The 24,226-nt window shown below is 35.8% G+C and carries 17 protein-coding genes; 16 read left to right on the plus strand and 1 reads right to left on the minus strand.

Annotated elements, in window-relative coordinates; all coding sequences use genetic code 11:
* Positions 1 to 113 precede the first annotated feature (113 nt).
* The 3 genes from FUT79_RS15285 to FUT79_RS15295 are packed head-to-tail and all read left to right on the plus strand — an operon-like array spanning position 114 to position 4,944.
* Positions 114 to 1,292, plus strand: coding sequence for a hypothetical protein (locus tag FUT79_RS15285; protein WP_202951661.1), 1,179 nt, complete (start codon positions 114 to 116; stop codon positions 1,290 to 1,292).
* A complete protein-coding gene (locus FUT79_RS15290; protein WP_202951662.1) occupies positions 1,202 to 4,069 on the plus strand; it encodes a hypothetical protein in 2,868 nt (955 codons plus the stop codon). Before FUT79_RS15285 ends, FUT79_RS15290 begins: the two co-directional genes overlap by 91 nt.
* On the plus strand, positions 4,045 to 4,944 hold the full coding sequence (locus FUT79_RS15295) for a hypothetical protein (protein ID WP_215905145.1): 900 nt from the start codon (positions 4,045 to 4,047) through the stop codon (positions 4,942 to 4,944). Before FUT79_RS15290 ends, FUT79_RS15295 begins: the two co-directional genes overlap by 25 nt.
* Before the next feature lie 61 nt (positions 4,945 to 5,005).
* Here FUT79_RS15295 and FUT79_RS06995 read toward each other — a convergent pair whose 3' ends face one another.
* The gene (locus tag FUT79_RS06995; RefSeq protein ID WP_148878613.1) at positions 5,006 to 6,259 is read right to left on the minus strand and encodes an ISNCY family transposase; all 1,254 of its coding nucleotides are present in this window, start codon (positions 6,257 to 6,259) and stop codon (positions 5,006 to 5,008) included.
* Between the two features lie 115 nt (positions 6,260 to 6,374).
* Here FUT79_RS06995 and FUT79_RS07000 point away from each other — a divergent pair, with 115 nt between their 5' ends.
* The 13 genes from FUT79_RS07000 (at position 6,375) to FUT79_RS07065 (ending at position 23,386) form a co-directional block, all read left to right on the plus strand.
* The gene (locus FUT79_RS07000; protein ID WP_215905146.1) at positions 6,375 to 8,840 is read left to right on the plus strand and encodes a DEAD/DEAH box helicase family protein; all 2,466 of its coding nucleotides are present in this window, start codon (positions 6,375 to 6,377) and stop codon (positions 8,838 to 8,840) included.
* A 99-nt stretch (positions 8,841 to 8,939) separates the two neighbouring features.
* On the plus strand, positions 8,940 to 9,152 hold the full coding sequence (locus tag FUT79_RS07005; protein WP_008902116.1) for a helix-turn-helix domain-containing protein: 213 nt from the start codon (positions 8,940 to 8,942) through the stop codon (positions 9,150 to 9,152).
* Positions 9,153 to 9,154: 2 nt separating this feature from the next.
* Entirely contained in the window at positions 9,155 to 10,477 is a 1,323-nt protein-coding gene (locus tag FUT79_RS07010) for a site-specific DNA-methyltransferase (RefSeq protein ID WP_024753546.1), read from the plus strand.
* A gap of 65 nt (positions 10,478 to 10,542) precedes the next feature.
* On the plus strand, positions 10,543 to 10,824 hold the full coding sequence (locus tag FUT79_RS07015) for a CD1845 family protein (protein WP_024753547.1): 282 nt from the start codon (positions 10,543 to 10,545) through the stop codon (positions 10,822 to 10,824).
* A gap of 27 nt (positions 10,825 to 10,851) precedes the next feature.
* Positions 10,852 to 11,640 carry an aminoglycoside adenylyltransferase domain-containing protein gene (locus FUT79_RS07020; protein ID WP_024753548.1) on the plus strand — a complete coding sequence of 263 codons (789 nt, stop codon included), beginning with the start codon at positions 10,852 to 10,854 and terminating at the stop codon, positions 11,638 to 11,640.
* Positions 11,641 to 11,978: 338 nt separating this feature from the next.
* The gene (locus tag FUT79_RS07025; RefSeq protein WP_231577661.1) at positions 11,979 to 12,554 is read left to right on the plus strand and encodes a TaqI-like C-terminal specificity domain-containing protein; all 576 of its coding nucleotides are present in this window, start codon (positions 11,979 to 11,981) and stop codon (positions 12,552 to 12,554) included.
* A 38-nt stretch (positions 12,555 to 12,592) separates the two neighbouring features.
* Positions 12,593 to 13,582, plus strand: coding sequence for a hypothetical protein (locus FUT79_RS07030; protein ID WP_024753550.1), 990 nt, complete (start codon positions 12,593 to 12,595; stop codon positions 13,580 to 13,582).
* A gap of 375 nt (positions 13,583 to 13,957) precedes the next feature.
* Positions 13,958 to 15,025 carry a DNA cytosine methyltransferase gene (locus tag FUT79_RS07035; protein WP_148889437.1) on the plus strand — a complete coding sequence of 356 codons (1,068 nt, stop codon included), beginning with the start codon at positions 13,958 to 13,960 and terminating at the stop codon, positions 15,023 to 15,025.
* On the plus strand, positions 15,022 to 17,127 hold the full coding sequence (locus tag FUT79_RS15300; RefSeq protein ID WP_215905274.1) for an ATP-binding protein: 2,106 nt from the start codon (positions 15,022 to 15,024) through the stop codon (positions 17,125 to 17,127). The genes FUT79_RS07035 and FUT79_RS15300 overlap by 4 nt, the downstream gene beginning before the upstream one ends.
* A 2-nt stretch (positions 17,128 to 17,129) precedes the next feature.
* Positions 17,130 to 18,944 (plus strand): ABC transporter ATP-binding protein, encoded by a 1,815-nt coding sequence (locus tag FUT79_RS07050; RefSeq protein ID WP_215905275.1) that lies wholly within the window; start codon positions 17,130 to 17,132, stop codon positions 18,942 to 18,944.
* A 3-nt stretch (positions 18,945 to 18,947) separates the two neighbouring features.
* Positions 18,948 to 20,684: an ABC transporter ATP-binding protein gene (locus tag FUT79_RS07055; protein ID WP_148879739.1), complete on the plus strand. Its 1,737-nt coding sequence runs from the start codon at positions 18,948 to 18,950 to the stop codon at positions 20,682 to 20,684.
* Positions 20,685 to 21,354: 670 nt separating this feature from the next.
* Entirely contained in the window at positions 21,355 to 21,516 is a 162-nt protein-coding gene (locus tag FUT79_RS07060) for a hypothetical protein (RefSeq protein WP_024753555.1), read from the plus strand.
* A 97-nt stretch (positions 21,517 to 21,613) separates the two neighbouring features.
* Positions 21,614 to 23,386, plus strand: a complete 1,773-nt coding sequence (locus FUT79_RS07065; RefSeq protein WP_024753556.1) for a recombinase family protein — start codon at positions 21,614 to 21,616, stop codon at positions 23,384 to 23,386.
* Positions 23,387 to 24,226 lie beyond the last annotated feature (840 nt).

Below are 24,226 nucleotides of genomic sequence, written 5' to 3' on the forward strand. Positions count from 1 at the left end.
CAGGAACATATTAAACTAATTTAAATAGCAGTAAGTTGCAATACACAGAATTTAGAGGTGATTAGAGTAAAATCTAATCGCCTTTTTTGTTTGGAAAAACGAAGGAGGTAAAAATGCGAATCAATGATTTTCATAACATTTTGGAGCTTATAAAACAAGATGTGCTTCATAGTGAAGCAGAGTATCTGAAGCTATTAAAGGTTGTCGGAAACAATCAAAGATATGACTTTAGAAGTCAATTAAGTATCTATGATAAAAATCCTGAAGCAATAGCTTGTGCCAAGTTTGACTACTGGAGGGAACGCTTTAATCGAACAGTAATGCGAGGACAGAAAGGTATCCCCATTTTAGAGGACTATGGCACATTCAAAAAAGTGGACTATATTTTTGATATAGGTCAGACAGTTTCAAGAAACAGAGATGTCAACGAAGTAAATCTTTGGAAGTTTGACAAAGAAAATCATCAAGATGTGTTAAAGGAAATGATTAAAAGCGAGGGCTATGAGGAAAGTAAAAGCACACTCGAAAACATTTTTTCGTTAAGCAGACTCTACGGTGATGAAAAAATAGATACCTTAATGAATGAACTTAGAGTAGCGGCTGAGGATAGAATATCCTTTACAAAGTTTGTAAGGGACTCGGTAAGCTATGCGGTAGCGTCAAGATTTAAGTTAGATTATTCGATAGATTATGAGCTTTTAAGAGAGAATTTTCAAAGACTTGACAGCATATCTCTAATGAGTCTTGGTGAAAGCGTATCGGATATTAGCGGAAAGATTATTGATGCGACCATTCAAAAAAGCAAAGAACTTGAGCTTCAAAAAGAAGTTTTAAGAGGAAAAGAAGCGGGATATAATAAGATTAAAGAAGAATTAGAGGAAAATATGTACTTCGACGAGATGATCAGGGGAGAAATGAAAACGAGCGAGTTCTCCGAAATGGAGAGTACAGACGAGATAATAGAGAAAATCAGGGAGAATACGCTAAACAGCTTGGAGGAAGAGACGGACTTCATAAGGAAGTATCCAAATCCGACCTACGCAGTGATGAGGTTGGAGTTTCTTTCACAGAGCGAGGAGCAGAGCCACTTCGAGATGTTAGTAGATCTATACAAGGAGAAGAAGTTGACAGGACACCTGATGGACATTCAGAAACAGGCGATAGAATTTATGAGAACAGAGAAACCGAAACTGATGGCAGCTTGGAAGATAGAGGACGAAAACAACCCGCAGTATGGGGCGATGATTTCAGCCCTAAAGGAAGTGACCATCAAGGAAGTAGTGGAAATTTAAAAGAAAATACTGAGGCAGAGATAAGAGAAGCTGAAAAGGCTTCTTTTTCTTTACCCGAAAATTCCTATGGACAGATACGCCTTACGATTCCGCTAACTGAGAATGATATAGATACCGTCCTTATTAACGGAGGAAATCACGATGGCGGCAGACTTCCTGTTATTGCTGAGTTTTCCAAAGAAAAAACAGTAGAAGAATTGGGAGAATACCTCAAAGATACCTTTAAAGGCGGAAACGGGTTTTACATTGATGAAAGAGAAGTATCTTCCTGGTATTCGAATAAAGGAATTCATTTAGCTTACGGAACATCGGCAAGAGAAGATGATACGCAGGTTTTAAGTTGGAGTGATGCTGCAAAGAGGATAAACGAACTTCTTAATAACGGAGGGTTTGCCACAAATGTAGAGATTTCTGAAGCTCTTGATTATGAAAGAGATCGGATTTCAGAATCTCTATGGTATTTATCTCATGATTTAAGTGAAGAAGGAAAAGAGCAAGGATATTTTGAACTTTTTGAAAGAGGCGGGGGCTTTCCGGAAGAAACGAAAAGACTCTCTGAGGCATTAAAAAATCCTGAGTATCTGAAAGAAACAATCAGAGAATATGACAGATTTTTAGAAGGATACAAAGAAAATAGGAATGTATTAAGGTTTCACTATCACAAGGTAGATAGCCTTTATCAGAAATTACAAGAACTTGAGCTACCACGAAAGGAATATAGCACCAATTTGGCAGAACTTCCTAAGGTAAAGTCCTTTATTACAGAAGATGAAGTCCTTGAAAGCCTTTCAAGAGGAAGTGGCGTTGATAGAGGAAAAGAACGAATCACCAAGTTTTTTAAAGAAAATCATACGCTTCAGGAAAAAGCGAATTTCTTAAAAGACGAATATGGAATCGGAGGACATTCCCATGCTGTTTCAGGAGCAATGGGAAGTAACGAATGGCACGATGCAAAGGGACTTAAGTTACAGAAAAATGATTGTAAATATGTGTTTCTTACTTGGACAAGTGTTGCAAAGCATATCGACGAGCTGTTTTCTAAAAATCTTTATCTTGAAGACAAGGGAACAGAAAACAAGTCAGAGATTGAAGAACCACAATATTATTCCAAAGATGATCCTGAAAACCTAATGACAGATGAAATGCTTGAAAGAGTGCCGGAGCTTTACGCACAGGAGGATGTAGCTTTAGCGGATAAAGAGGTTCATGCTGCATATATCATTCCTTTCCGTTCAAATTGGACTTGGTATATGACGGAGTATGACAGGGAAAGCGGCGATGCCTTTGGACTTGTGCTTGGGATTGAGCCTGAATGGGGATATTTTAATCTTGAGGAGCTGAAAGAACTAAACGCACAAAGGCTTATTTTAGCGGATTTCCCAAAGACCTTTAGAGAACTTAAAGACGGTGAACTTAAAAAACAGATGGATGAGCAGGAGCTTCAGTCTGTCTTTAATGGAGAACTTAGCTTTGAAGATAAAGCAGAGCTTGAAGCACCTGAAGAAACAGAAGAAATTAGAAGGGCTAACACAGTTCAAGCTACCTTATTTGATTACCTCAAAGAAAGAGAAGAAGTAGAACTGAATGAAAAAGAGGAAAGCCCTTTAGAGGATCTTGCAGTTAAAGCAGGTGATACAGTCTATTTTCATCATGAAGAATACAAAGTCAGAGAAATTTCTAAAAATGAAATCACAGGAAGAAATGACTTGTGGCTTGATCCTGTAAGACAAGGCAATCATCAAATTCCGATTGTAGCCTTTACAGATAATGAGGATCTTCTGAAGCATATAAGCCTTAAAAGACCGAACTTTATTGTCGGTGATGAAGTTAAATACAAGGATAAAGACTATACCATCACACGCTTTGATGATATGGGAAACAACCTAAAGACGGTAACAGTTAAAGATAATACAGAATATCTTGGCGGGATGATAACAGGCTCCGATGTCATTCCTTATCGTCTTGAAAGCGACCTTGAGAGGGTATTTCAAAATCAAACATATAAACACCCAGAGCAGACTACTGAAAAAGTAGAAATAAAGAAAGCAGAAGCTCATAACTTCAAAATTAAAGAAGAAACGCTACCTGACAAGTTATCTCCAAGTGAAAGGTTAAATAATAACCTTGAAGCAATCTCTATGATGAGTCGCATTGAAAGCGGACAAAGAGAGCTTGACAGTACAGCTCAGGAAGTTTTAGCAAGGTATGTAGGCTGGGGAGGACTTGCTGATGTATTCGATGAAGAAAAAGGCGGACAGTGGAAAGAAGCGAGGAGCTTTCTAAAAGAGAACTTATCTCAGGCAGAATATGAAGCTGCAAGAGAATCTACTTTAACGAGCTTTTACACACCGAAAACAGTGATTGACGGAGTGTATAAGACGCTTTCGGATATGGGATTTAAACAGGGAAACATTTTAGAGCCATCAATGGGAATAGGAAACTTTATAGGCAATATCCCTGATGAAATGAATAAGTCTAAGTTTTATGGTGTAGAGCTTGACTCTGTAAGCGGTCGAATTGGAAAGCTGTTATACCCTGAAAGTGATATACAGATTAAGGGGCTTGAAGAAACTTCCTTCTCAAATAACTTCTTTGATGCGATTATCGGCAATGTACCCTTTGGAGAATATAAGGTAAATGACAGGGAGTATAACAAAAATAACTTCCTTATCCATGATTATTTCTTTGCCAAGTCCATTGATAAAGTAAGAAACGGCGGTATTATCGCGCCTTTATTACATCAAGCGGGACGATGGATAAAAAAGACGAAAGTGTAAGACGCTACCTTGCAGCAAAAGCAGAGTTTTTAGGAGCGATAAGACTTCCGAACGATACCTTTAAGGGCGTAGCAGGAACAGAAGTAACCTCAGATATTATCTTCCTAAAGAAAAGGGACAGTATCAGAGAAAGGGATGAGGACTGGATTCACCTTGCTGAAGATGAAAACGGGCTTTTATATAACAAATACTTTGTTGATCATCCTGAACAGGTGCTTGGTTCTATGGAAAAAATATCCGGAAGATTTGGGAATACAATAGCTTGCCTGCCAAAAGAAAACACAGACTTAAAGGAGCTACTGACAAAAGCAAGCGAAGAAATCGCTAAAAATGCTAATTATGAAGAAATAGAGCTACTTGATGATGAAATCAGCACAATACCCGCAACGGACGATGTCAAGAATTTCTCCTACACCATTATTGATGATGAAGTTTATTACAGAGAAAACTCCCTATTTGTAAAGAAAGAAGTAACGGATAAAAACAAGGAAAAGATTAAGGACTATCTTGAGTTAAATGTTGCCTTAAAGGATGTTATTTACAAACAGAAAGAAGATTTTTCAGATGATGAAGTAAAGAAAGCTCAGGAAAAACTAAATGAAATTTATGACAGCTTTTCTAAGCAGCATGGATATGTCAATAACCTTTCTAATACCAGAGCCTTAAAAGAGGATAGCAACTTCCCGCTTGTTTCTTCCATTGAAATCCTTGATGAAGAAGAAAACTTCAAAGCAAAGGGAGATATTTTCTCCAAGCGAACAATCACAAAGGCGAAGGTTATCGACCATGTAGACACTTCCCTTGAAGCTCTTGTTTTATCGGTATCAGAAAAAGGATATGTGGATTTTGAGTATATGGGTGTCAATAACCAGTGAATATTTCACCCCTAAAGGGGGTTAATTTTGCAATGAAAATTGCACCCCTTAACACATCGAGTTATCCTGCTTTTGCATCTTTAAGTAAGAATTCATAAATCAAGTCAATAACTACTTGAGGCAGGTCTCCGGTTCGTCCAACCGTATCGGTTCGGTATATATCATCGAGCGGTACAATCGGATAGAATTCATCATGTATTAAAGCGCGTATACCATGTTTTTGTGAAATCAATACATTTACCGTTGTGCCTGCTGCGAATTTATTCTGCTCAATTTTAAACAAATGGTTTTTGATTGAGATGGTGGAACCGCTTGAAAGTTTGCGCGTAATAACCGATGACAACAGTTTATCAAGATCGAGTGTTTTTGGCGTCGGTACAAACATTGAATATGAATCGCAGGCAGGAACACCAAACTGTTTGTTGAAAATACCGATATACTCTTTTAAGAATTGATTTGCTTGCTCTATGGTTGTAATTCCGCGTCGTGCAAATTCAACAGGGAGTCGGCTTTGTAAAGTTTGCCATAATCGCTCAACACGTCCTTTTGCTTGTGATGAATGAGCCGGGAACATATCGATTCCTAAGTACTTGATAATTTTGCCGAATTGTGTTACTTGTTCCTTGGTTCCTTGTAATTGCTCCTCAATGGATAACTGTTTTTTTGCATTAACAAAAAAAACGCTACACTTATCCGGATAAAGAGCGGCAGGGAGTCCGTAATTTTCGAGTGTCTGCCGCAGAACTTCTAAATATCCGAGCAGGCACTCGTTTTTGCATAAATAAAGACCGGTAATCATTCCGCGTGCATCATCAATAAAAGCATGTAATGCGGATTTTTCTTTCCCGCCGAACCAAGGAAACGGGGTTGCGTCCACTTGCAACAGCTCTCCGAAGCAAGCTCTTCTATTGCGCGTTTTATGCACCTTCTTTCGTGTTCGTCTTTTCTTTGGTGAATAAATTCCATGTGATAACAGAATACGGCGCAGAGTCGAATATGACAGCTGCAATTGATATTCTTCAGTTACTATTTCATGAAAATGCAAAAAATTGCTTTTTGACAATGCGGGATCGCTTCGCAGCGCAAGTAATCGCTGCTCAATTTCTTTCGAGGTCTTCTTTGCAGAGGGACGCTGACTGTTGCCATGCAGCATTGCGACTGCACCCTTTTCTTTGAACGCCTTTTTTAATTGCTGTACGCGTCTTCGTGAAAGGTTTAATCGAAGCGCAGCTTGTTGTACCGTACATCTCCCCTCTAGGCAGTTGGCAATAACATGTCCTCGTGTAATTTGATCAATGCTCATAAATAATTTCATTCCTCCAGTTTAGTGTAACAAGTCAATAATTTCACCTCGGTAAAATATAGGGGCGAAATATTCATTGAAAACTTATAGGGGTGAAATTATCACAGATTAAAGACATTTTGAGTATATGGGAAGCCTTACAGATAAAGACAGACCGACTTTGATAGAAGAACTTAGAGGGGAAATCTATCTAAACATCAGAGAAGAACAAAACTTTTATAGACCATTATCTTTTAACCTTGAAGATGGAGATCTACCTTTTGCCTGTGCAAACGGCAGTAATTCATATAAGTACGGCTATGTAACAAAGGATGAGTATCTAAGTGGAAATATCAGGGACAAAATTGCCATAGTAGACAGTTACCTTGCAAAGTTAAGACAAACCGAAAGAAAGTTACCTCATCTTGGCTATGCGGAAGATGGCAAAGAAAAAGAGCTGATAAGCTATGAGATGAACCGTTTGGAATATCAAAAGGCAGAGCTTACAAAAGTTCTTCCAAAGGAGCTTGAAGCAAGTGAAATCAATGTAAGACTTGGAGCTACTTGGATACCGAATAAGGATATTGAAAAATTCATCTTTGAAACGCTGAAAACTCCGGGATATGCCAAATGGGATATTAAGGTTAAATTTTCAAATCTGACAAGTGAATGGAATGTAGAAGGAAAGAGCAGGGACAGAGGAAATGACCTTGCAGAGATGACCTACGGCACCTCAAGGGTAAATGCCTATAAGCTGATTGAAGATGCACTGAACTTAAAAGAAACAAAGGTATTTGACCAGATTGTAAATCCGGACGGCTCGAAAACTTCTGTATTAAATAAAAAGGAAACGCTTCTTGCAGGGCAGAAACAGGAGCTTATAAAGGAAGAATTTAAGAACTGGATATTTAGCGATCAAGAACGAAGAAACAGGATTGTAAAGTTATATAACGAGCGTTTTAACTCTATCCGTAACAGAGAATATGACGGCAGCAACCTTTCTTTTGAGGGAATGACCACAGAAATTGATTTAAGACCTCATCAAAGAAATGCCATAGCAAGAAGTCTTTATGGAGGAAATACCTTGCTTGCCCATGTGGTAGGTAGTGGTAAGACCTTTGAAATGGTGGCGTCTGCGATGGAAAGTAAAAGGCTTGGAATGTGCAGTAAGTCCTTGTTTGTTGTCCCCAATCACTTAACAGGTCAAATCGGTCGTGAGTTTATGCAGCTATATCCGTCAGCCAATATTATGGTGGCTAATAAGAAAGACTTTGAGCCGAAAAACAGAAAAAGATTTATCGGCAAAATTGCCACAGGAGAATATGATGCCGTTGTAATCGGGCATACGCAGTTTGAAAAAATCCCGATGAGTAAGGAATATCAGGAGAAGCATATTCAGGATCAGATTGATGAAATCATAAACTATGTTGAGGAATATAAGCATGACAGAAATCAGAACTTTACGGTAAAGCAGCTTGAAAAGACAAAGAAGAAGCTGGAAACAAGGCTTGAAAAATTAAACGATGATTTTAAAAAAGATGATGTCATCACCTTTGAAGAATTAGGTGTAGATAAGCTCTTTATTGACGAGGCACATAATTACAAAAATCTCTACCTTTATACAAAAATGAGGAATGTAGCAGGTATTGGGCAGTCTGAAGCCTTTAAGTCCTCCGATATGTTTATGAAGTGCAGATACATGGATGAAATGACAGGTGGAAAAGGAATTGTCTTTGCCACAGGAACACCTGTCAGTAACTCGATGACAGAGCTTTATACTATGCAGCGTTATCTTCAGTATGAGAGCTTAAAGAAAAATAATTTGGAGCATTTTGATAGTTGGGCTTCTACCTTTGGAGAAACACAGTCAGCTTTTGAATTATCTCCTGAGGGTTCAGGGTATAGAGTAAAGACAAGATTTTCCAAGTTCTATAACTTGCCTGAGTTAATGTCGATGTTTAAAGAAGTTGCGGATATTCAGACAGCAGATATGCTAAATCTTCCGACACCTAAAGCACACTATGAGGTTATTAAAACTTTGCCAAGTGATGAGCAAAAGGAAATCCTAAAGAGCCTTTCTGAAAGAGCTGATGATGTGAGAAACAGGGTAGTAGAGCCTGACGAAGATAATATGCTTAAAATTACCAATGACGGTAAGAAACTCGCCTTAGATCAGCGTTTAATCAATCCTTTACTTCCTGACAATCCTGACAGCAAGGTCAATGTGTGCGTGAAAAATGTCTTTTCCATTTGGGATAAGACAAGAGAAAATAAGTCCACACAGCTTCTTTTCTCCGATATGTCAACTCCAAAAAAAGATGGAGAGTTTAATATTTATGATGATATTAGAGAAAAACTTGTGGCAATGGGAATACCGAAAGAAGAAATAGCCTTTATCCATGAAGCAAATTCTGATAAGCAAAAGGATGAACTCTTTGCAAAGGTAAGAAAAGGTGAGATTCGTATTTTAATGGGTTCTACACAGAAAATGGGAGCCGGAACGAATGTGCAAAACAAGCTGATTGCACTTCATGATTTAGATGTTCCATGGCGTCCTGCCGATTTGGAGCAGTTCCAAGTGGGACAAGTAAAAAAACAAGGACTATCTCAATAAATACTAACGCAAGCACAAGTATAAAATAGGCTAAAGTGACTTATCAGTCTATTTATGATATAATATATCTTAACAATAAAACGTATAAGGGGTAATAATATGGCAATTTCTTATAAACCATTATGGCACTTATTGGTAGAAAGAGAAATGAACAAAGAAGACTTAAAAAGAGCTGCAAACATTACAAGTAACATAGTTTCAAGAATGAGCAAAAACTCTTATGTGAACTTAGAGTCATTAGAAAAGATTTGCTTGGCATTGGATTGCAGAATTGAAGATGTTATAGAGATTCATAGAAATGAGGTGGAATAAAATTGGGAAATCTATCACAAATCAGAAGAGCTGAAATGCTTGAATACCTAAATCATCTAAAAGAAATTCATACAGATGATGAGAGTAGGATTGCACTTGGCAAGATTGAAACAGCACTAACTGAGAAAAAATATGGATTAGTTTGGGAAGAACACGAAGAAGAAGTAGATAAAAAGCTCGTTCACAACATACCAGTGTTTAGAGAAATAGAAGATAAAAAAATAATTGGAGATAATACCTCTGATTTTAATTTTATTTTAGAGGGGGATAATCTACATTCCCTTAAATTATTAAAAAAGACTCACATGGGCAAAATTGATGTTATCTATATTGATCCACCTTATAATACAAAAAATAAAGAATTTATTTATAACGATACAAGGATTGGAGAAGATGACACATATAGGCACTCTAAATGGATCTCATTTATGAGCGAAAGACTTGTTATTGCAAAAGAGTTGTTATCTGATGAGGGAGTTATTTTTATTTCCATTGATGATAATGAGCAAGGACAACTCAAGCTATTGTGTGACCAAATTTTTGGAGAGAAAAACTTTATAGCTAATATAGTTAGGAATACAAACTCATCAAAAAATCAAAGCCTTTATGTTTCTGTAAGTCATGAATACTGTTTAATATATTCAAAAGATTATGAAAAGCTTCAAGTTAGACACAAAGATAATAAATGGGAAACAGAAAAAAATAATATAGATGAATATGAGAAAAAGGTAAAACAATTACAAAAACTAGGATTATCACATGATGAAATTACTGAAGAGCTAAAAGAATTGACTAAATACCCAAGATTTATAGATTTTACAAATTATTGGTATTTTGATGATAGAGGACTCTATCAAAAGGCAGATTTAGGAGGGGTAAAAAATGGCAATAAGACTCCTATTATAAATCCTTTAACAAATGAGGAAGACCCAGTTCCACCAGGAGGGTTCAGATGTAGTAATGAGAAATTAAACGAGCTAATTTCAGAAAATAGAATTCATTTTCATACAGATGGCAGTTTACCAAGATTAAAAAGATATTTATTAGAAAATAGGAAACAAAGACCAAAGTCTATAATGAGTGATGACCAAAGACCAGACTACACTTTATTAAAAAATATGGATATAGAATTTGACAACCCTAAACAAATGGCTTTTATGAAAAGAATATTAAGTATATTTGATAATAATAGCTTATATCTTGATTTTTTTGCCGGGTCTCGTGTCATAATAATGACAGAGGCAAATAGTTCAGTAAAATCAAAGGTTTTGAAGCTTCTACCAAAGTTAAAAACTGAAGAAACTGATAGCTTATGTGTTGCTTAGAGCTATTATCCATTAAAATAATGGTTGTAAGCAGCACATAAGCCGAAGAGAAAAAGAGGTAGTGTATGCGATGGATATTAAAAATTATATTATTCCCGATTAGTCTTGTCTTATCAATTCTGACTGCTTTTCTGACATTCTTACTTGGTATAGGAACAGCATTACTGTATATCGTTATGGTGTTCTGTATATTTGGGGCGATAGCTTCTTTCGTTCAAGGAGAAATTGGAATAGGTATATCGGGCTTGGTTATCGGCTTTCTATTTAGTCCTTATGGGCTTCCTATGATAGGAGCAACTGTGATAGCGTTTATTGAATTGATAAATGAGAAGATTAAAGCGGTGTAGACAAATTAGAATTTGAGGAGGCAATCAATGATACTATCAGAAATAAAGAACCTGCTGAAAGATTTTGTAGAGCATTCAAAAAAAATATTAAAAGATAATTTAGTTGGAGTATATTTACATGGCTCTCTTGTTATGGAATGCTTTAACCCTGAAAAGAGTGATATCGATCTGATTGTGGTGATTAATCAGCCACTGCTAAATTCTGTCAAGAGAGAATACATGGATATGGTAGTGAAATGTAATGATTTAGCACCTGCGAAAGGGATAGAAATGAGTATTGTTCTTAGGGGTGTATGTAATCCATTTGCTTATCCAACACCATTTGAATTGCATTTTTCCTCTATGCATTTGAAATGGTACAAAGACAATCCGGAAGAGTATATTCGTAAGATGAACGGGGAGGACATAGACCTCGCTGCTCATTTTACTATATTAAACAAAAGAGGTAGTTGCCTATATGGTGCACCTATCAAGTCGGTATTTGCAGAAGTTCCAAACAGTAATTATATGGATTCTATATGTAACGATATCTCAGATGCTAAGGAGAATATAGAGAAAGATACAATGTATCTGGTTTTAAATTTGGCTAGAGTTTTAGCATATAAAGAAGATGGGCTAATTCTTTCAAAAAAGGAATGTGTCGAATGGGCAATAAAAAAGTTGCCGAAAGAATACCATAAATTAATAGAGGATGCTATGCGTGAGTATACTGAAAACATAAAAATTATGTATGATATAGTTCTTGCTAAACGCTATGCAAAGTATGCCATAATGCGAATTCAACAAGGTATCAACTCAACAAATCCCAGTTTGTAGAAATTTATAAATTAGAACTTATGGAGAGACAGTATGATTAAAACAAGTGTGAAATCGGAACTGAAAGATTATTAGACAGTGAAGTTGCACAAGGTATTGTTGCACCTCAAGATTTTTGTAATGCTAAAGGTGCTAAAACTTTAGGAAATGAAAACCTTAAAGGCAGAGGCATCTTTAACTTAACCATAGAAGAATATAACGCTTTAAACTTAAGCGATGAGGAAAAGAAACTCGTAAAGCCTTTTTATACCAGTAAGGAGTTGTTTCAATATTGGGGAAACAGTGAAAATAAATTATTTGTCATTTACACAGACTCTAAATTCAAAGAAAAAAAAGAAATGAAGCCGTATCCAAATTTAAAAAAGCATTTGGATGTTTTTGAAAAAATAATTACTTCATATAATAAGCCTTATGGCTTACATAGAGCCCGTGATGAAAAGTTTTTTACAAGTGAAACAATTCTTTCTCTTAGAAAAACTGAAAGACCGAAATTTACTTATACGGATTTTCCGTGTTATGTTTCACAAAGTTATATGCTTATCAAAACTGATCGTTGGGATTTAAAGTTTTTAACGGCTGTTTTAAACTCAAAGCTCATTGCTTTTTGGTTACGGCACAAAGGTAAAATGCAAGGAGACAATTTTCAAATTGATAAAGCCCCGCTTTTGGCAATTCCGCTTCCAGCTCTAAGCCCTGACCGCTCGTCCCTTATCTCTAAACTTATCAGCCTCGCCGAACACATGATTGTTTCGCAAGAGGAACTTTTCAAAGCCCGCTTCGAAAGCGACAAAAAATTTTTGCAGCAGCGGGTTGATATTTTAGACGAACAGATAAACCGCGCGGTGTATGAGCTATACGGCTTGAGCGATGAAGAGATTGAGATTGTGGAGGGGGAGGGAGTAGCTTTAATGTAATAGATGTGATATAATTTATTGTTCTACGGAGTAAAATTATGGAACTTGATATAAGTAAAATTGATGCACTCAGCAATGAGCTTCAAAATGCAATAGCACAAATAAACAATGGTTTAAAATACATACAAACAATACCAAAAACTAATGAAGTTTATTTTTCTATGTTTCAAAGCCTTTCCACAGGATTTGAGCGCTTACTTAAATATAGTATATGTTACGGTGAGTTTTCTAAAAATAGTCAGATACCAAAAACGGAAGATATAAAGAGGCATAATATTTCGTTTCTATTAGAAAAATATTTAAAAGAGTATTTTTCTATTTTGCACCCGCTACTTAAATCTGATTATGAATTTTTAACAACAGATGGTGAATTAAAAACGCTCATTAAAATTTTATCTGAATTTGGTGAAACTGCACGGTATTATAATCTTAATGTGGCTACCGATTATAAACATAAGAATGATGTTCAGCCTCTTTGGGATAAACTTGTTACGAATTTTATAATGAATAATGACAAAGTAAAAAAAGCCTATATCGATGAACCGGATTATAAATATGTTGATGACGAAGTAAACAAACATTTTGTATCAGTAGTTGAAAAATTGGTCAGAGCAATTGTTAGACAGTTTACATTAGGAAATATAAAAGAGGCCGAAAGAGATATTGGCACATACAGTTCTTTCTTAATGTTACAGGATCGTCAACTGGGAACAACAAAATATTGTGATAACATTGAAAATAAAAAAATGCAACAAAAATATAAACCAATGTTAGGTAATAAACAAAAAGTTATTACTAAAACTGAATATGTAGAAAAAATTAAAAAATTATGGCCATATAAACATACTGATGTAATTACTGTTGAAAAAGCTCCTGACGGATGTGTTTTTATTGTAATAAATGAGCATATTTATGCTCTAAATGGACGAACTCAAATAAAATATAATTTGCCCTTTGCTATTGACTACGACGAAACATATTTAGGAAGAGATATTAGCTATTTTTTAGATATGGCTTTTCAACTTTAGCTAAACATTTGGTTTTTAGAAATTAAATTTACTATCGCCATAAAATCGAAAGCGACAAAAAGTTTTTGCAGTAGCGGGTGGATATTTTAGACGGACAGATAAACCGTGCCGTGTATGAGCTATACGGCTTGAGCGATGAAAAGATTGAGATTGTGGAGGAGGAGGAGGATTAATGAGAGATAAAAACAAGCTTGGACTTATTTATGCTGCCTTGTTTATAATCGGCAAATATGCTAAACTATAATGACTTAGATCATAATCAGTAAAAAATACTTGAAACCGCTTGTATGAATTGGAACGCTATAAGTCGTAATATTAGGATTTACGGCATTATAGAATAAGAGAGTGCGGCAAAGTTTAGAATAATATAAAAACATGGGAAAGGGAAATATAAAATACAAAGCTATTGATTTTTTTTGCGGAGGCGGCGGAATGACTTGCGGACTTCGTCAGGCAGGAATTGATGTTATTGCCGGCGTGGATTTGGATGCAACCGCAAAAGAAACTTATGAATACAACAATCCTCAAAGTGTTTTTATTGAGGCGGATATAAAGAAATTGGAAACAGGGTATTTTGAACATACTTTTAAAATTAAAAAAAATGATGACAGCTTAATTTTTGTCGGTTGCAGTCCTTGCCAATTTTACAGCATTATAAATACCGATAAAAAGAAATCATTGCAATCAAAGGATTTATTGTTGGATTTTGCCCGCTTTGTTGAGTATTACAAACCCGGATATGTCCTTGTTGAAAATGTTCCGGGAATTCGCACAAACAAAGAAAGCATATTGCCCGAGTTCCTTTTAAAATTGAAAAATATTGGTTACGAAAAAATCGTGTACAAAGTTATTGATATGGCTTATTACGGCGTGCCACAGCACAGAAAGCGATTTTCGTTGATTGCCACTCGTCTTAAGAATGTTACCGTTGATTTACCGGTACCGGAAAAAAAGATAATTAATCTTTCAAGCGTCATCGGTGTTAAAAACGGATTTCCGCCGGTAAAGGCGGGGAACAAGGATAGAAGCGATTTTAATCATACCGTTTCGGGATTAAGCGCTAAATGCTTGGCACGGTTAAAAAAGACAAAACATAACGGAGGCAGTCGATCGGACTGGGCGGATGATCCGGAACTCCAGTTAAAGTGTTTTGTCGGCAAAGACAGCGCTTTTCAAGACACATACGGACGCATGCGATGGGATAGACCGGCTCCGACAATCACAACAAAATTTTTCAGTATCTCAAACGGGCGTTTTGGACATCCCGAAGAAAACAGAGCTCTTTCCATACGAGAAGGTGCAACATTACAAACTTTTCCTAAAAACTATGTATTTAAAACAAATAATATTTCTACGGCGGCAAGGTTAATTGGAAATGCTGTTCCGCCCGAATATGCACGGAGATTAGGGGAAGTGATAAATAAAAGCGGAGATACAATATGAAACGGCATTTTTCAATTACACCGAGAATTATAGCTCACTTCGGGGAAGATTTGATAAAAAATGAAAGTATTGCAATTCTTGAATTGGTAAAGAATTCTTATGATGCATGTGCTTCAAAATGCAAAGTTGAATTTACTTCCGAAAATAAAATGATAAAAAAAATTGTTATTTCCGATGACGGAACGGGTATGAATGCGGACACCATACAAAATGTTTGGTTAGTGATAGGTACGGATCATAAAAAAACGACAAAAAAAAACGAATGCGGGCGCTACCCGTTAGGTGAAAAAGGCATAGGTAGATTAGGCGTACATAAACTTGGCAAAAAAATAAAACTTTTTTCAAAAACAGCTAAAAATAAAGAAGTTGAATTGTTCATTGATTGGACGGAATTGGAGCATGCCAAACAAATTGAAGACTTCGGTATCGAGGTAACTGAAAATGAAATTCCGAAATATTATCCAAACGGGAAAACCGGGACAAAAATTATTATTGAAGACTTAAAATCACAATGGGATAGAAGACAAATACGGGAAGTGTACCGAAATTTATTATCCTTGAATAGCCCTTTCGCTAATAATAGCGATTCTTTTGATGTCGATATTTATAGTAATGAAAATATTTTTGAAGGTTTGCCAAAATTTGAAGATATTATAGAAAACGGTGGATTATATTTTGGCAGCTGTACACTCAAAGGCAAAAAAGTTCGAGAATTTAAATACGAGTTTCGTCCTTGGAGTACATTGGATAAACTTGAAGGAAGAAAAGTGCTTATATCCGATTTGTCGGAAGAAGACTTATGTATTAAAGGGTTGAAAGAACTTGAAGACAAAAAAAGACCGGTTGAATATAATATTGATTTGGATGAACTTCAAATCGGAGAGATTAAATTTGACATAATTATTTTTGAAAAAGATGCGGCTATTTTTAATTTTGTAAATACGGAAAAGAAAAGTATAAATGATTATTTAAGTGAAAATGGAGGAATACGAGTATATCGAGATAATGTTCGAGTCTATGATTACGGAGAGCGAGATAACGATTGGCTCGGCATTGACTTAAAAAGAGTGCATCGAGTCGGCGGAAATATCAGTAATAATATCGTTCTTGGTTCGGTAAGATTAAATAGACGCGACAGTATCGGATTAAGAGAAAAAACAAATAGGGAAGGATTTATTGAAGATGAATGTTATAACGCATTTGTAGATGCAATAAACTATGTTTTGAATATATTTGTAAGAGAGCGAAATGTTGATAAAACGCATTTAACGACATTATATAAAACACATAAAGTTATTGAACCCGTACTTTCCGATTTAGGTGAAGTTATTAATCTGGTTGAAGAGAAAGTTGCCAATGAATTAGACAAAAAAGAAATTTTAAAATATTTATATAGAATAAATGATCAGTATAAAGATGTAAAAGAAACTCTTATAAAAAGTGCCAATGCGGGACTAAATTTAAGTGTTGTTATCCATGAAATCGACAAACTGACAGCTGCGCTCCTCGGCTGTGCCAAACGCGGAGATAATAATAAAATAATCGAACTTTCTTTACGATTGGAAAAAATAGTGCGCGGCTATACTGCAATGATTAGAAAATCTGCAATAAAAGAGACTGAATTAGCAGATATTGTAAATATTGCACTTGAAAATTATGAGTTCCGGTTTTCAGATCATTTAATAAGCGTGCATCATAATTCCGACAATTGTAAACTGATGGCATTTTTAGCAAAAGCCGAAGCTATATCGGTTCTTACTAATTTGTTGGATAATTCCATTTATTGGCTAAGCTATGCAAGAAAAGAAGATAGAAAAATATCCGTTTATATAACAGGGCAAATTGCTAATTATAATTCCATCATTGTGAGCGATAACGGTCCCGGATTTAATATACCTGCCGATGTCGCCGTACAACCGTTTATAACCGGTAAACCTTATAATATTGGTATGGGGCTCGGTTTGCATATTGTCAATGAAATGATGAATGCAATGAAAGGCAAATTATTGTTTTTGGATGAAAATGATATTGAATTACCAAAATATATCAAAGATAATCAAATTGATAAAGCAATTATTGCTTTATGTTTTCCGAGAGTCTAAATTTGGATGTTCCCGATGAGATTATGCAGCGAATCGAAAGCGATATTGAGCAAAGCGAAAAAAAACCTAAAATCAGTATGGGTGGTTTAAATAAAGCACTTATGAGTGTAGCGCCTGAGTATAAGAGTAGGATGAGAATTTCTGTTATTTTTGCCTGCATTGGGGAGCTTTTTAGTTTTTCTACTTATTTCTTTAGTGCTTATGCAGCAGGATGGCTTATAAAAAATGCCGGGGGTAATCCGGTCAGCTTTCATGCACTATTGAAATATGCTTTTTTTGCAATAGGATCACTGCTCCTTTACTTTATATTTACAGGATTTAGCACAACCATTTCACATAAAACCTCATTTTCCATACTTGCAAAACTTAGACGGACTTTGTTTGAAAAATTAAAGGTAATTCCAATGGGGTACTTGGTGGATAATTCTGTAGGTAAAATTAAGGTAATTATCATGGATCGAGTAGCAGATATGGAAGACTGGGTAGCCCATTTGATGCCTGAACTACCTAGCAGGCTTTTGCATCCGATACTTTGCACAGTTATTTTGTTTTATTTAGATTGGCGCATAGGATTATCAATATTTGTGCCGCTACCAATTGTTTTTGTCGGGATGATTACAATGATGTATAAATACCGTAGTAGAATGGCGGTGTGGTTATCAAGTTATGCAAATGTTGCCGACAGAAGTGCTGAGTATGTTCGTGGAATCCCTGTAATCAAAGCATTTGCACAAGACAAAGTTTCGTATGGTAAATTTGCAGATGCGGTAAAATTCTACCATTTTTCAACGATGAAATGGTGGAAGCAAAGTTGGTTTGGCAAAGCACTGATGACGGCAGCAATGATGACACCACAGATAGTGAGCTTGCCTTTAGCTTTCTATTTATATGGGAATGGGCAAATAGGCATTGAAACATTGCTTTTATCACTTATTCTGCCAATTGCTATTCTTCCGCAGGCTTTTGCAATCATGATGAGTTTTGAACTTTTTCAGATGGCTTCTAATACTTGGGTATCCATACAAGAATTGCTTGATATGCCTGCCCAAAAACGTCCTGATGCAGAAAATAAAGTTACTATAGATAGGGGCAAGGGAATAAAATTTGATAATGTAAGTTTTTCTTATCATGACGGAACTGAGGTATTGCATAATATTTCTTTTGAAACAAGCCCCGGAGAAGTGACTGCACTTGTCGGACCTTCAGGTGGCGGAAAATCTACAATTGCAAAGCTTTTGGCAGGCTTTTGGGATCAGTCATCGGGTAAAATTTCCATTGGTAATGTGGATACAAAGAATATTTCATTTAAGCAGCTTGCTGAAGAGATTTCTTTTGTTTCACAAGATAACTTTCTTTTTGATGTAAGCCTTAGAGATAATATTCGTCTTGGAAAGCCTAATGCATCCGAAGATGAAATTATTGCGGCAGCAAAAGCTGCTCATTGTCATGATTTTATTACGGCACTTCCTAATGGGTATGATACCAAAGCAGGAGAAGCAGGAGGAGCAATGTCAGGCGGTGAAAGACAACGGATAACCCTTGCAAGAGCAATTTTGAAACCTGCATCAACCATTATTTTGGATGAGGCGACAGCTTATGCCGATCCTGAAAATGAAGCTCTCATCCAAGAAGCAATATCGAATCTAGTAAAGGGGAAAAATCTTGTGATGGTTGCTCATAGGTTAAATACAATCAAGCAGGCACACCAAATAATTCTAATCGATAAAGGTCAAATTATAGCCAAGGGTAAACATGAAGAACTGATGGAAGAGCCACTTTATGCAAGCCTGTGGAAACAATATTTAGGGGAGGAATAAGACATGGAGTTTATAAGATTATCATTCAAACTGGCAGGACAGTATAAAAATCGTCTTAAGGCAGGAATGTTTCTTATTTTTCTGCAAAATGCTTCAATGCTGTTTGGATTTTTCGCTCTCTTTCTTGCATTCGGTTGGATGAATGAAACTACATGGGAGCATATTTGGACAATTTTCGGAGTGCTTTTTGCTTCCTTTCTTTTTAATTTTTTGACAGGCTGGGCGAAAAGCGGTCTTAGTGATGGTGTTTTCTTTGGCATTTTCAAGGACTACAGACTTGCAGTTGGCGAAAAACTTAAAAAGGCGCCTATGGGATATTTTGCAGAACAAAGTCTATCAAGAATTATGGCGGCATTTACCAATGTTATGAAGAGTCTTGAAAATTACTCTGCAATGAGTATCGACTTTGCTGTTTCAGGCATTTCAATATCCTTTTTCCTGTTGGTTGGGATGTTCGGTGTAAATACTAAAATTGGATTTTTAACTTTAAGTTGTTTAATACTTATTTGGCTATGCGTGTCTCTTATGATTAATCAAGCAAAAAAAGAGATTGCACGTGAACATGCAGCTATTACAAAGGTCGGTGATGCGTTAGTTGACAGCATTAGCGGGATTCCTGTGCTTCGGAGTTTTCCCTTTGCAGATGAAGGTGTTGTTGAAGAAATTCATTCTAAATTGAATAATGCTTCTGAGGAGCTTAGACTTTCTCAAGTGCATTTTGAAATTGTCTTTGTTATTTATGCGAGAATTTTTTCTACTATCATTAATCTTTCGAGTCTGCTTGTTACATTATTTTCTTGTTATCTTTATACGAAAGGGGAAGTTTTATTACCACAAGCGCTCACTGTTTCGGCTGCCGGCTTTATGATTTTCGGCGGTTTAAAACAACTTGAAAATGCAGCCATCCTCATGGTTAAGAATCCCGCCAATATGCAATATTTGGATGAGGTTTTAGATATTCCTGAAATAAGTGACGGGACTTTGGAAGTTATGGAAAATCAGGATATCGTCTTTGATAAGGTGAGCTTTAGTTACGACAAAGGGAATCCTGTTTTAAAAGAGCTTTCATTTACTATTCCACAAGGGTCAAAGACAGCTATCGTAGGACCGTCAGGATCCGGAAAAACGACAATAATCAATTTGATCTCTCGTTTTTATGATGTTGACAGTGGTGAAATAAGATTAGGAAATAAGGATATACGAGATTATAAAGTAGAAAGTTTACTGAAAAATCTTTCACTTGTTTTCCAAAATGTTTATCTTTTTCAAGATACTATAGAGAATAATATTCGCTTTGCAAATCCTAAGGCAAGTCATGAAGAAGTAGTGGAAGCTGCTAAAAAAGCTCGTTGCCATAATTTTATTATGGAACTTCCTGATGGCTATAACACCATGGTAGGTGAGGGTGGCAGCTCTCTTTCCGGTGGTGAAAAACAACGAATTTCTATTGCTAGAGCATTACTTAAAAATGCACCTATTATTCTTTTGGATGAAGCGACCAGCTCCGTTGATCCTGAAAATGAATATGAGATTTTGGCAGCGATTGAGGAATTGTCCAAAGGACACACTGTAGTTTCGATAGCTCACAGACTTTCAACTGTGAAAAAAGCCGATCAGATACTAGTGATTGATGACGGTAAATTGGTTCAAGAAGGCAAACATAACGATTTGATAAATAGAGAAGGAATTTATTCAGCATTTATCAAGGCAAGAGAGCGAGCTGCAAGCTGGAGATTGTAAAAAAAGCAAACGATTCAAAGCAACCGACATTTAAGAATTAAAAAGCTTTGTAAAGCACATATAGACAAATTTTGAAGCGACTAAGAATAAAATAACTTAGTCGCTTTTTTATCGTGATTTTTAAATTATAAAAAACAAAATTAATGGAAAACCGAAAAATTTTATCAAATAAATTAAAAAATTCGGTAACCAAGGGGGGGGCAATCTGTCCTTATGTAAAGTGAAGGGAAGTTTGACTTCCTGTATTTTATTGATGATAGTGAAGATTGCCTATTTCAAATGAAAAGAATACAAAGAAAAGTCCCTTTCACATAATTGTTCCTTGACAACTGAATAGACCAAAGGTAGGACTTTATCTACTTGTGGAGGATTATGACTTACGCCATGACCTTTCTGCTGAAAGAAATTTTGGTTTTATGAATACTGAGTAAATCAAGGAAACAAGAAAGCGAGCGATAAATAAGAATACATAAAAACAGATGTGGCAACCTGTTCGATGAAACAAGTAGTGATAATGATACTTCAATAGTTTAAGCCGGCTCGTCTGGAATAAGAGGCGGAGGTGAGATTCCTATGTTGCTGCCAAGCACCTACCAAAGTCGTTAAATTTAAAATATAGAAGAAAACATATTTTGATTATAGAAAGTTTCTAAAGGAAGGAGGGGTGTCTGTGGATAGTGACTGGAATGGACTGGCTGATTTAATTGCAAATCTGATTACAAAATATGCTGGTGTTTTAGATTTAGATAATCTGCCCGATCCAACGCCAGTAAAAAACCAAGAGATGAAAAATAGTTTTGACATGGCAAAAACACAAATTGAGGCGGACTAATAAAAGTGTTATAATATACTTGAAATGATAGTCCAAACTTAAATTCAAAAATCCTAAACTATATATGATATAGAAAAGTTATATTGAGGTTAATGCTATGTCAAAAGAAAAAATAAAAGTATACCTCTATACACGAGTATCTACGTCAATACAGATAGAGGGGTATTCGTTAGAGGCACAAAAATCACAAATGAAGGCCTTTGCTATTTACAACGATTACGAAATTGTCGGAGAGTATGAAGATGCCGGAAAGTCTGGCAAATCTATTGAAGGTAGAATACAGTTCAATCGAATGATGGAAAATATAAAATCTGGAAAAGATGGAGTGTCTTTTGTTCTTGTGTTTAAGTTATCAAGATTTGCAAGAAATGCCGCTGATGTTCTTTCTACACTTCAGATAATGCAGGATTATGGAGTGAATCTTATCTGCGTTGAAGATGGCATTGATTCATCTAAAGATGCCGGGAAACTAATGATTTCTGTTTTATCAGCTGTGGCTGAAATAGAAAGAGAAAACATCCGTATTCAAACAATGGAAGGTCGCATTCAAAAAGCAAGGGAAGGAAAATGGAATGGTGGCTTTGCTCCGTATGGATATAAACTTGAAGATGGCAAGCTGTTTATAAATGAGGAAGAGGCAGTTGCCATAAGAACGATTTTCGACCAGTATGTAAATACTACGATAGGAGCCAATGGGATATCTAAATACTTAGAGAATCATGGAATTAGAAAAATCCCAAGACAGAATGGTAAGAATCCTTTGTTTGATGCAGGTCTTATAAGAAAGATATTAAAGAATCCTGTATATAATGGGAAAATAGCATTTGGAAGAAGAACTTTAGAAAAAGTTCACGGTACAAGAAATGAATATAAGCAGGTTGAACAAGATGAGTATCTCATATCTGAAGGGATACATGAAGCTATAGTTTCCGATGAAGTTTGGCAAGCTGCTCAGGTTAAGCTAAAATCTCAAGCAAAGAAATATGAGCATGTGAATAAAGGAAAAGATACACGCACACACTTGCTTTCTGGAATTGTAAAATGCCCGATATGTGGAGTGGGAATGTTTGGAAACAAGTGTATCAAGAAAAAGAAAGATGGCACAAAGTATAAAGATTTTTATTACTATGGTTGTAAACATAGGCAGATGATAAGAGGTCATAAGTGTACTTTCAGTAAGCAAATTAGAGAAGAATTGTTAGATGAAGCTGTTGCAGAGGTGATTGCCAAGATTGTAAGTAATCCGAAATTTGCTTCTATGATGCAAGAAAAAATCAACATGAAGGTGGACACCTCTGAAATAGAAAATGAAATAGATAATTACCAAAAGGAATTGAGAAAGAGTCATTCTACAAAGTTTAAGCTAATTGAGGAAATAGATAATTTAGATGTTGAAGATAAGCATTATAAGAGAAGAAAGCAGGATTTAGATGATAGACTTTATCGTATGTATGACAAAATAGATGAATTAGAATCATCACTAATTGATGCGAAAGCAAAGAAACAAACCATTGAAGCTGAAAAGCTTACAGGAGATAACATATATAAGGTTCTTATTTATTTTGATAAACTCTACAAGGTAATGAATGATGTAGAGCGTAGGCAGTTAATTTCAGCTTTGATTTCTGAAATTCAAGTTTATGAAGAAAAACAACCTAATGGACAATGGCTAAAATCAATTACTTTCAAGCTTCCAATTATAGACGATGACTTGAATATAAGTTTGGACAATGATGAACAAGTTGAATGGCTGCCTTTACCTGATTTTTCTTTTGAAATCTTTTATAGGCATTTGCTCTTTTATATTCATTCGTCTTTTTCAGTTCCTCTTTGGCATCACGAAATTCAAGCTTCGATTTTCGCTTCCTGATTTTATAATCCTTATTTGTAAGATCGTATCCTTTCTTCGCCTTTTTCTTATCAGAATATTTCTTTATGCCATGAATGAGTTTAGAGCTTGCGTCCGCCATCTTTTCTCCTGCTTCCACCCCTTTATTTTCATCACTTCCATGAGAAAGATAATCCCTTACGGTTTCACTTCCTTTGGCAAGTCCTGAAAGGGCAGATACCTTTACCATATCTTTCTTTAGCTTTTTCCTCTGCTCTTTAGAAAGGCTACTATGAACTTTTTCGCTTGCAGCATCTTTTCCAGTCTTTTTACCTTCAGATTTATTTTCCTTTGACACATCTTCTTTTTTTCTTGTATAAAGGCTTTCGGTGTAGTTTTTCCTCTTATACTTTCTCTTTTTAGCCTCATAACTTTTAGAGGAACTTCCAAAAAACTCATCTTTTTTATGGAGATTATCATCCACATCATAGGTCGATTCAAAGTAGTCGCTGTCCCTAAAGTCATTATCGTATCTGTCTATAATCCCGTCATTATCAAGGTCTTTTCCTAAGGGATCATAGATTTTTCCATCCTTTACCTCCGTAATATAATCAGATCTTCCTGTTTCACTTACAGCAGCTACACTATCCTTATCAGAAGCTCTATATCTTGCGTTTCTCTTGGATGTTCCATAAGCCTTTTCATTATCAGCACTTACCTTGTTTATTTTCTTATGAACCTTGTCCTGAAATCTGTCTTTGTCATGGACGATTTTTCCTCTGTAATCATCGTTATGCTTTAGCTTACTTTCTTCAGATGTAGTGAATGTTTCACTATGGATCATTTCTCTTTCAAGACTTGCCTTATGCCTTTCCCTAAAAT

This window comes from Treponema phagedenis (assembly GCF_008153345.1).
GTDB lineage: Bacteria > Spirochaetota > Spirochaetia > Treponematales > Treponemataceae > Treponema > Treponema phagedenis.

Excerpts from the sequence above, each read along its gene's own strand:
- FUT79_RS07035 (WP_148889437.1), top strand. The coding sequence starts at position 13,958 with ATGGGAAAGGGAAATATAAAATACAAAGCTATTGATTTTTTTTGCGGA.
- FUT79_RS07015 (WP_024753547.1), top strand. The coding sequence starts at position 10,543 with ATGCGATGGATATTAAAAATTATATTATTCCCGATTAGTCTTGTCTTA.
- FUT79_RS07000 (WP_215905146.1), top strand. The coding sequence starts at position 6,375 with ATGGGAAGCCTTACAGATAAAGACAGACCGACTTTGATAGAAGAACTT.
- FUT79_RS07005 (WP_008902116.1), top strand. The coding sequence starts at position 8,940 with ATGGCAATTTCTTATAAACCATTATGGCACTTATTGGTAGAAAGAGAA.
- FUT79_RS15295 (WP_215905145.1), top strand. The coding sequence starts at position 4,045 with ATGGATAAAAAAGACGAAAGTGTAAGACGCTACCTTGCAGCAAAAGCA.
- FUT79_RS07025 (WP_231577661.1), top strand. The coding sequence starts at position 11,979 with ATGAAGCCGTATCCAAATTTAAAAAAGCATTTGGATGTTTTTGAAAAA.
- FUT79_RS07020 (WP_024753548.1), top strand. The coding sequence starts at position 10,852 with ATGATACTATCAGAAATAAAGAACCTGCTGAAAGATTTTGTAGAGCAT.
- FUT79_RS06995 (WP_148878613.1), bottom strand. The coding sequence starts at position 6,259 with ATGAAATTATTTATGAGCATTGATCAAATTACACGAGGACATGTTATT.
- FUT79_RS07065 (WP_024753556.1), top strand. The coding sequence starts at position 21,614 with ATGTCAAAAGAAAAAATAAAAGTATACCTCTATACACGAGTATCTACG.
- FUT79_RS07055 (WP_148879739.1), top strand. The coding sequence starts at position 18,948 with ATGGAGTTTATAAGATTATCATTCAAACTGGCAGGACAGTATAAAAAT.
- FUT79_RS07030 (WP_024753550.1), top strand. The coding sequence starts at position 12,593 with ATGGAACTTGATATAAGTAAAATTGATGCACTCAGCAATGAGCTTCAA.
- FUT79_RS15285 (WP_202951661.1), top strand. The coding sequence starts at position 114 with ATGCGAATCAATGATTTTCATAACATTTTGGAGCTTATAAAACAAGAT.
- FUT79_RS15300 (WP_215905274.1), top strand. The coding sequence starts at position 15,022 with ATGAAACGGCATTTTTCAATTACACCGAGAATTATAGCTCACTTCGGG.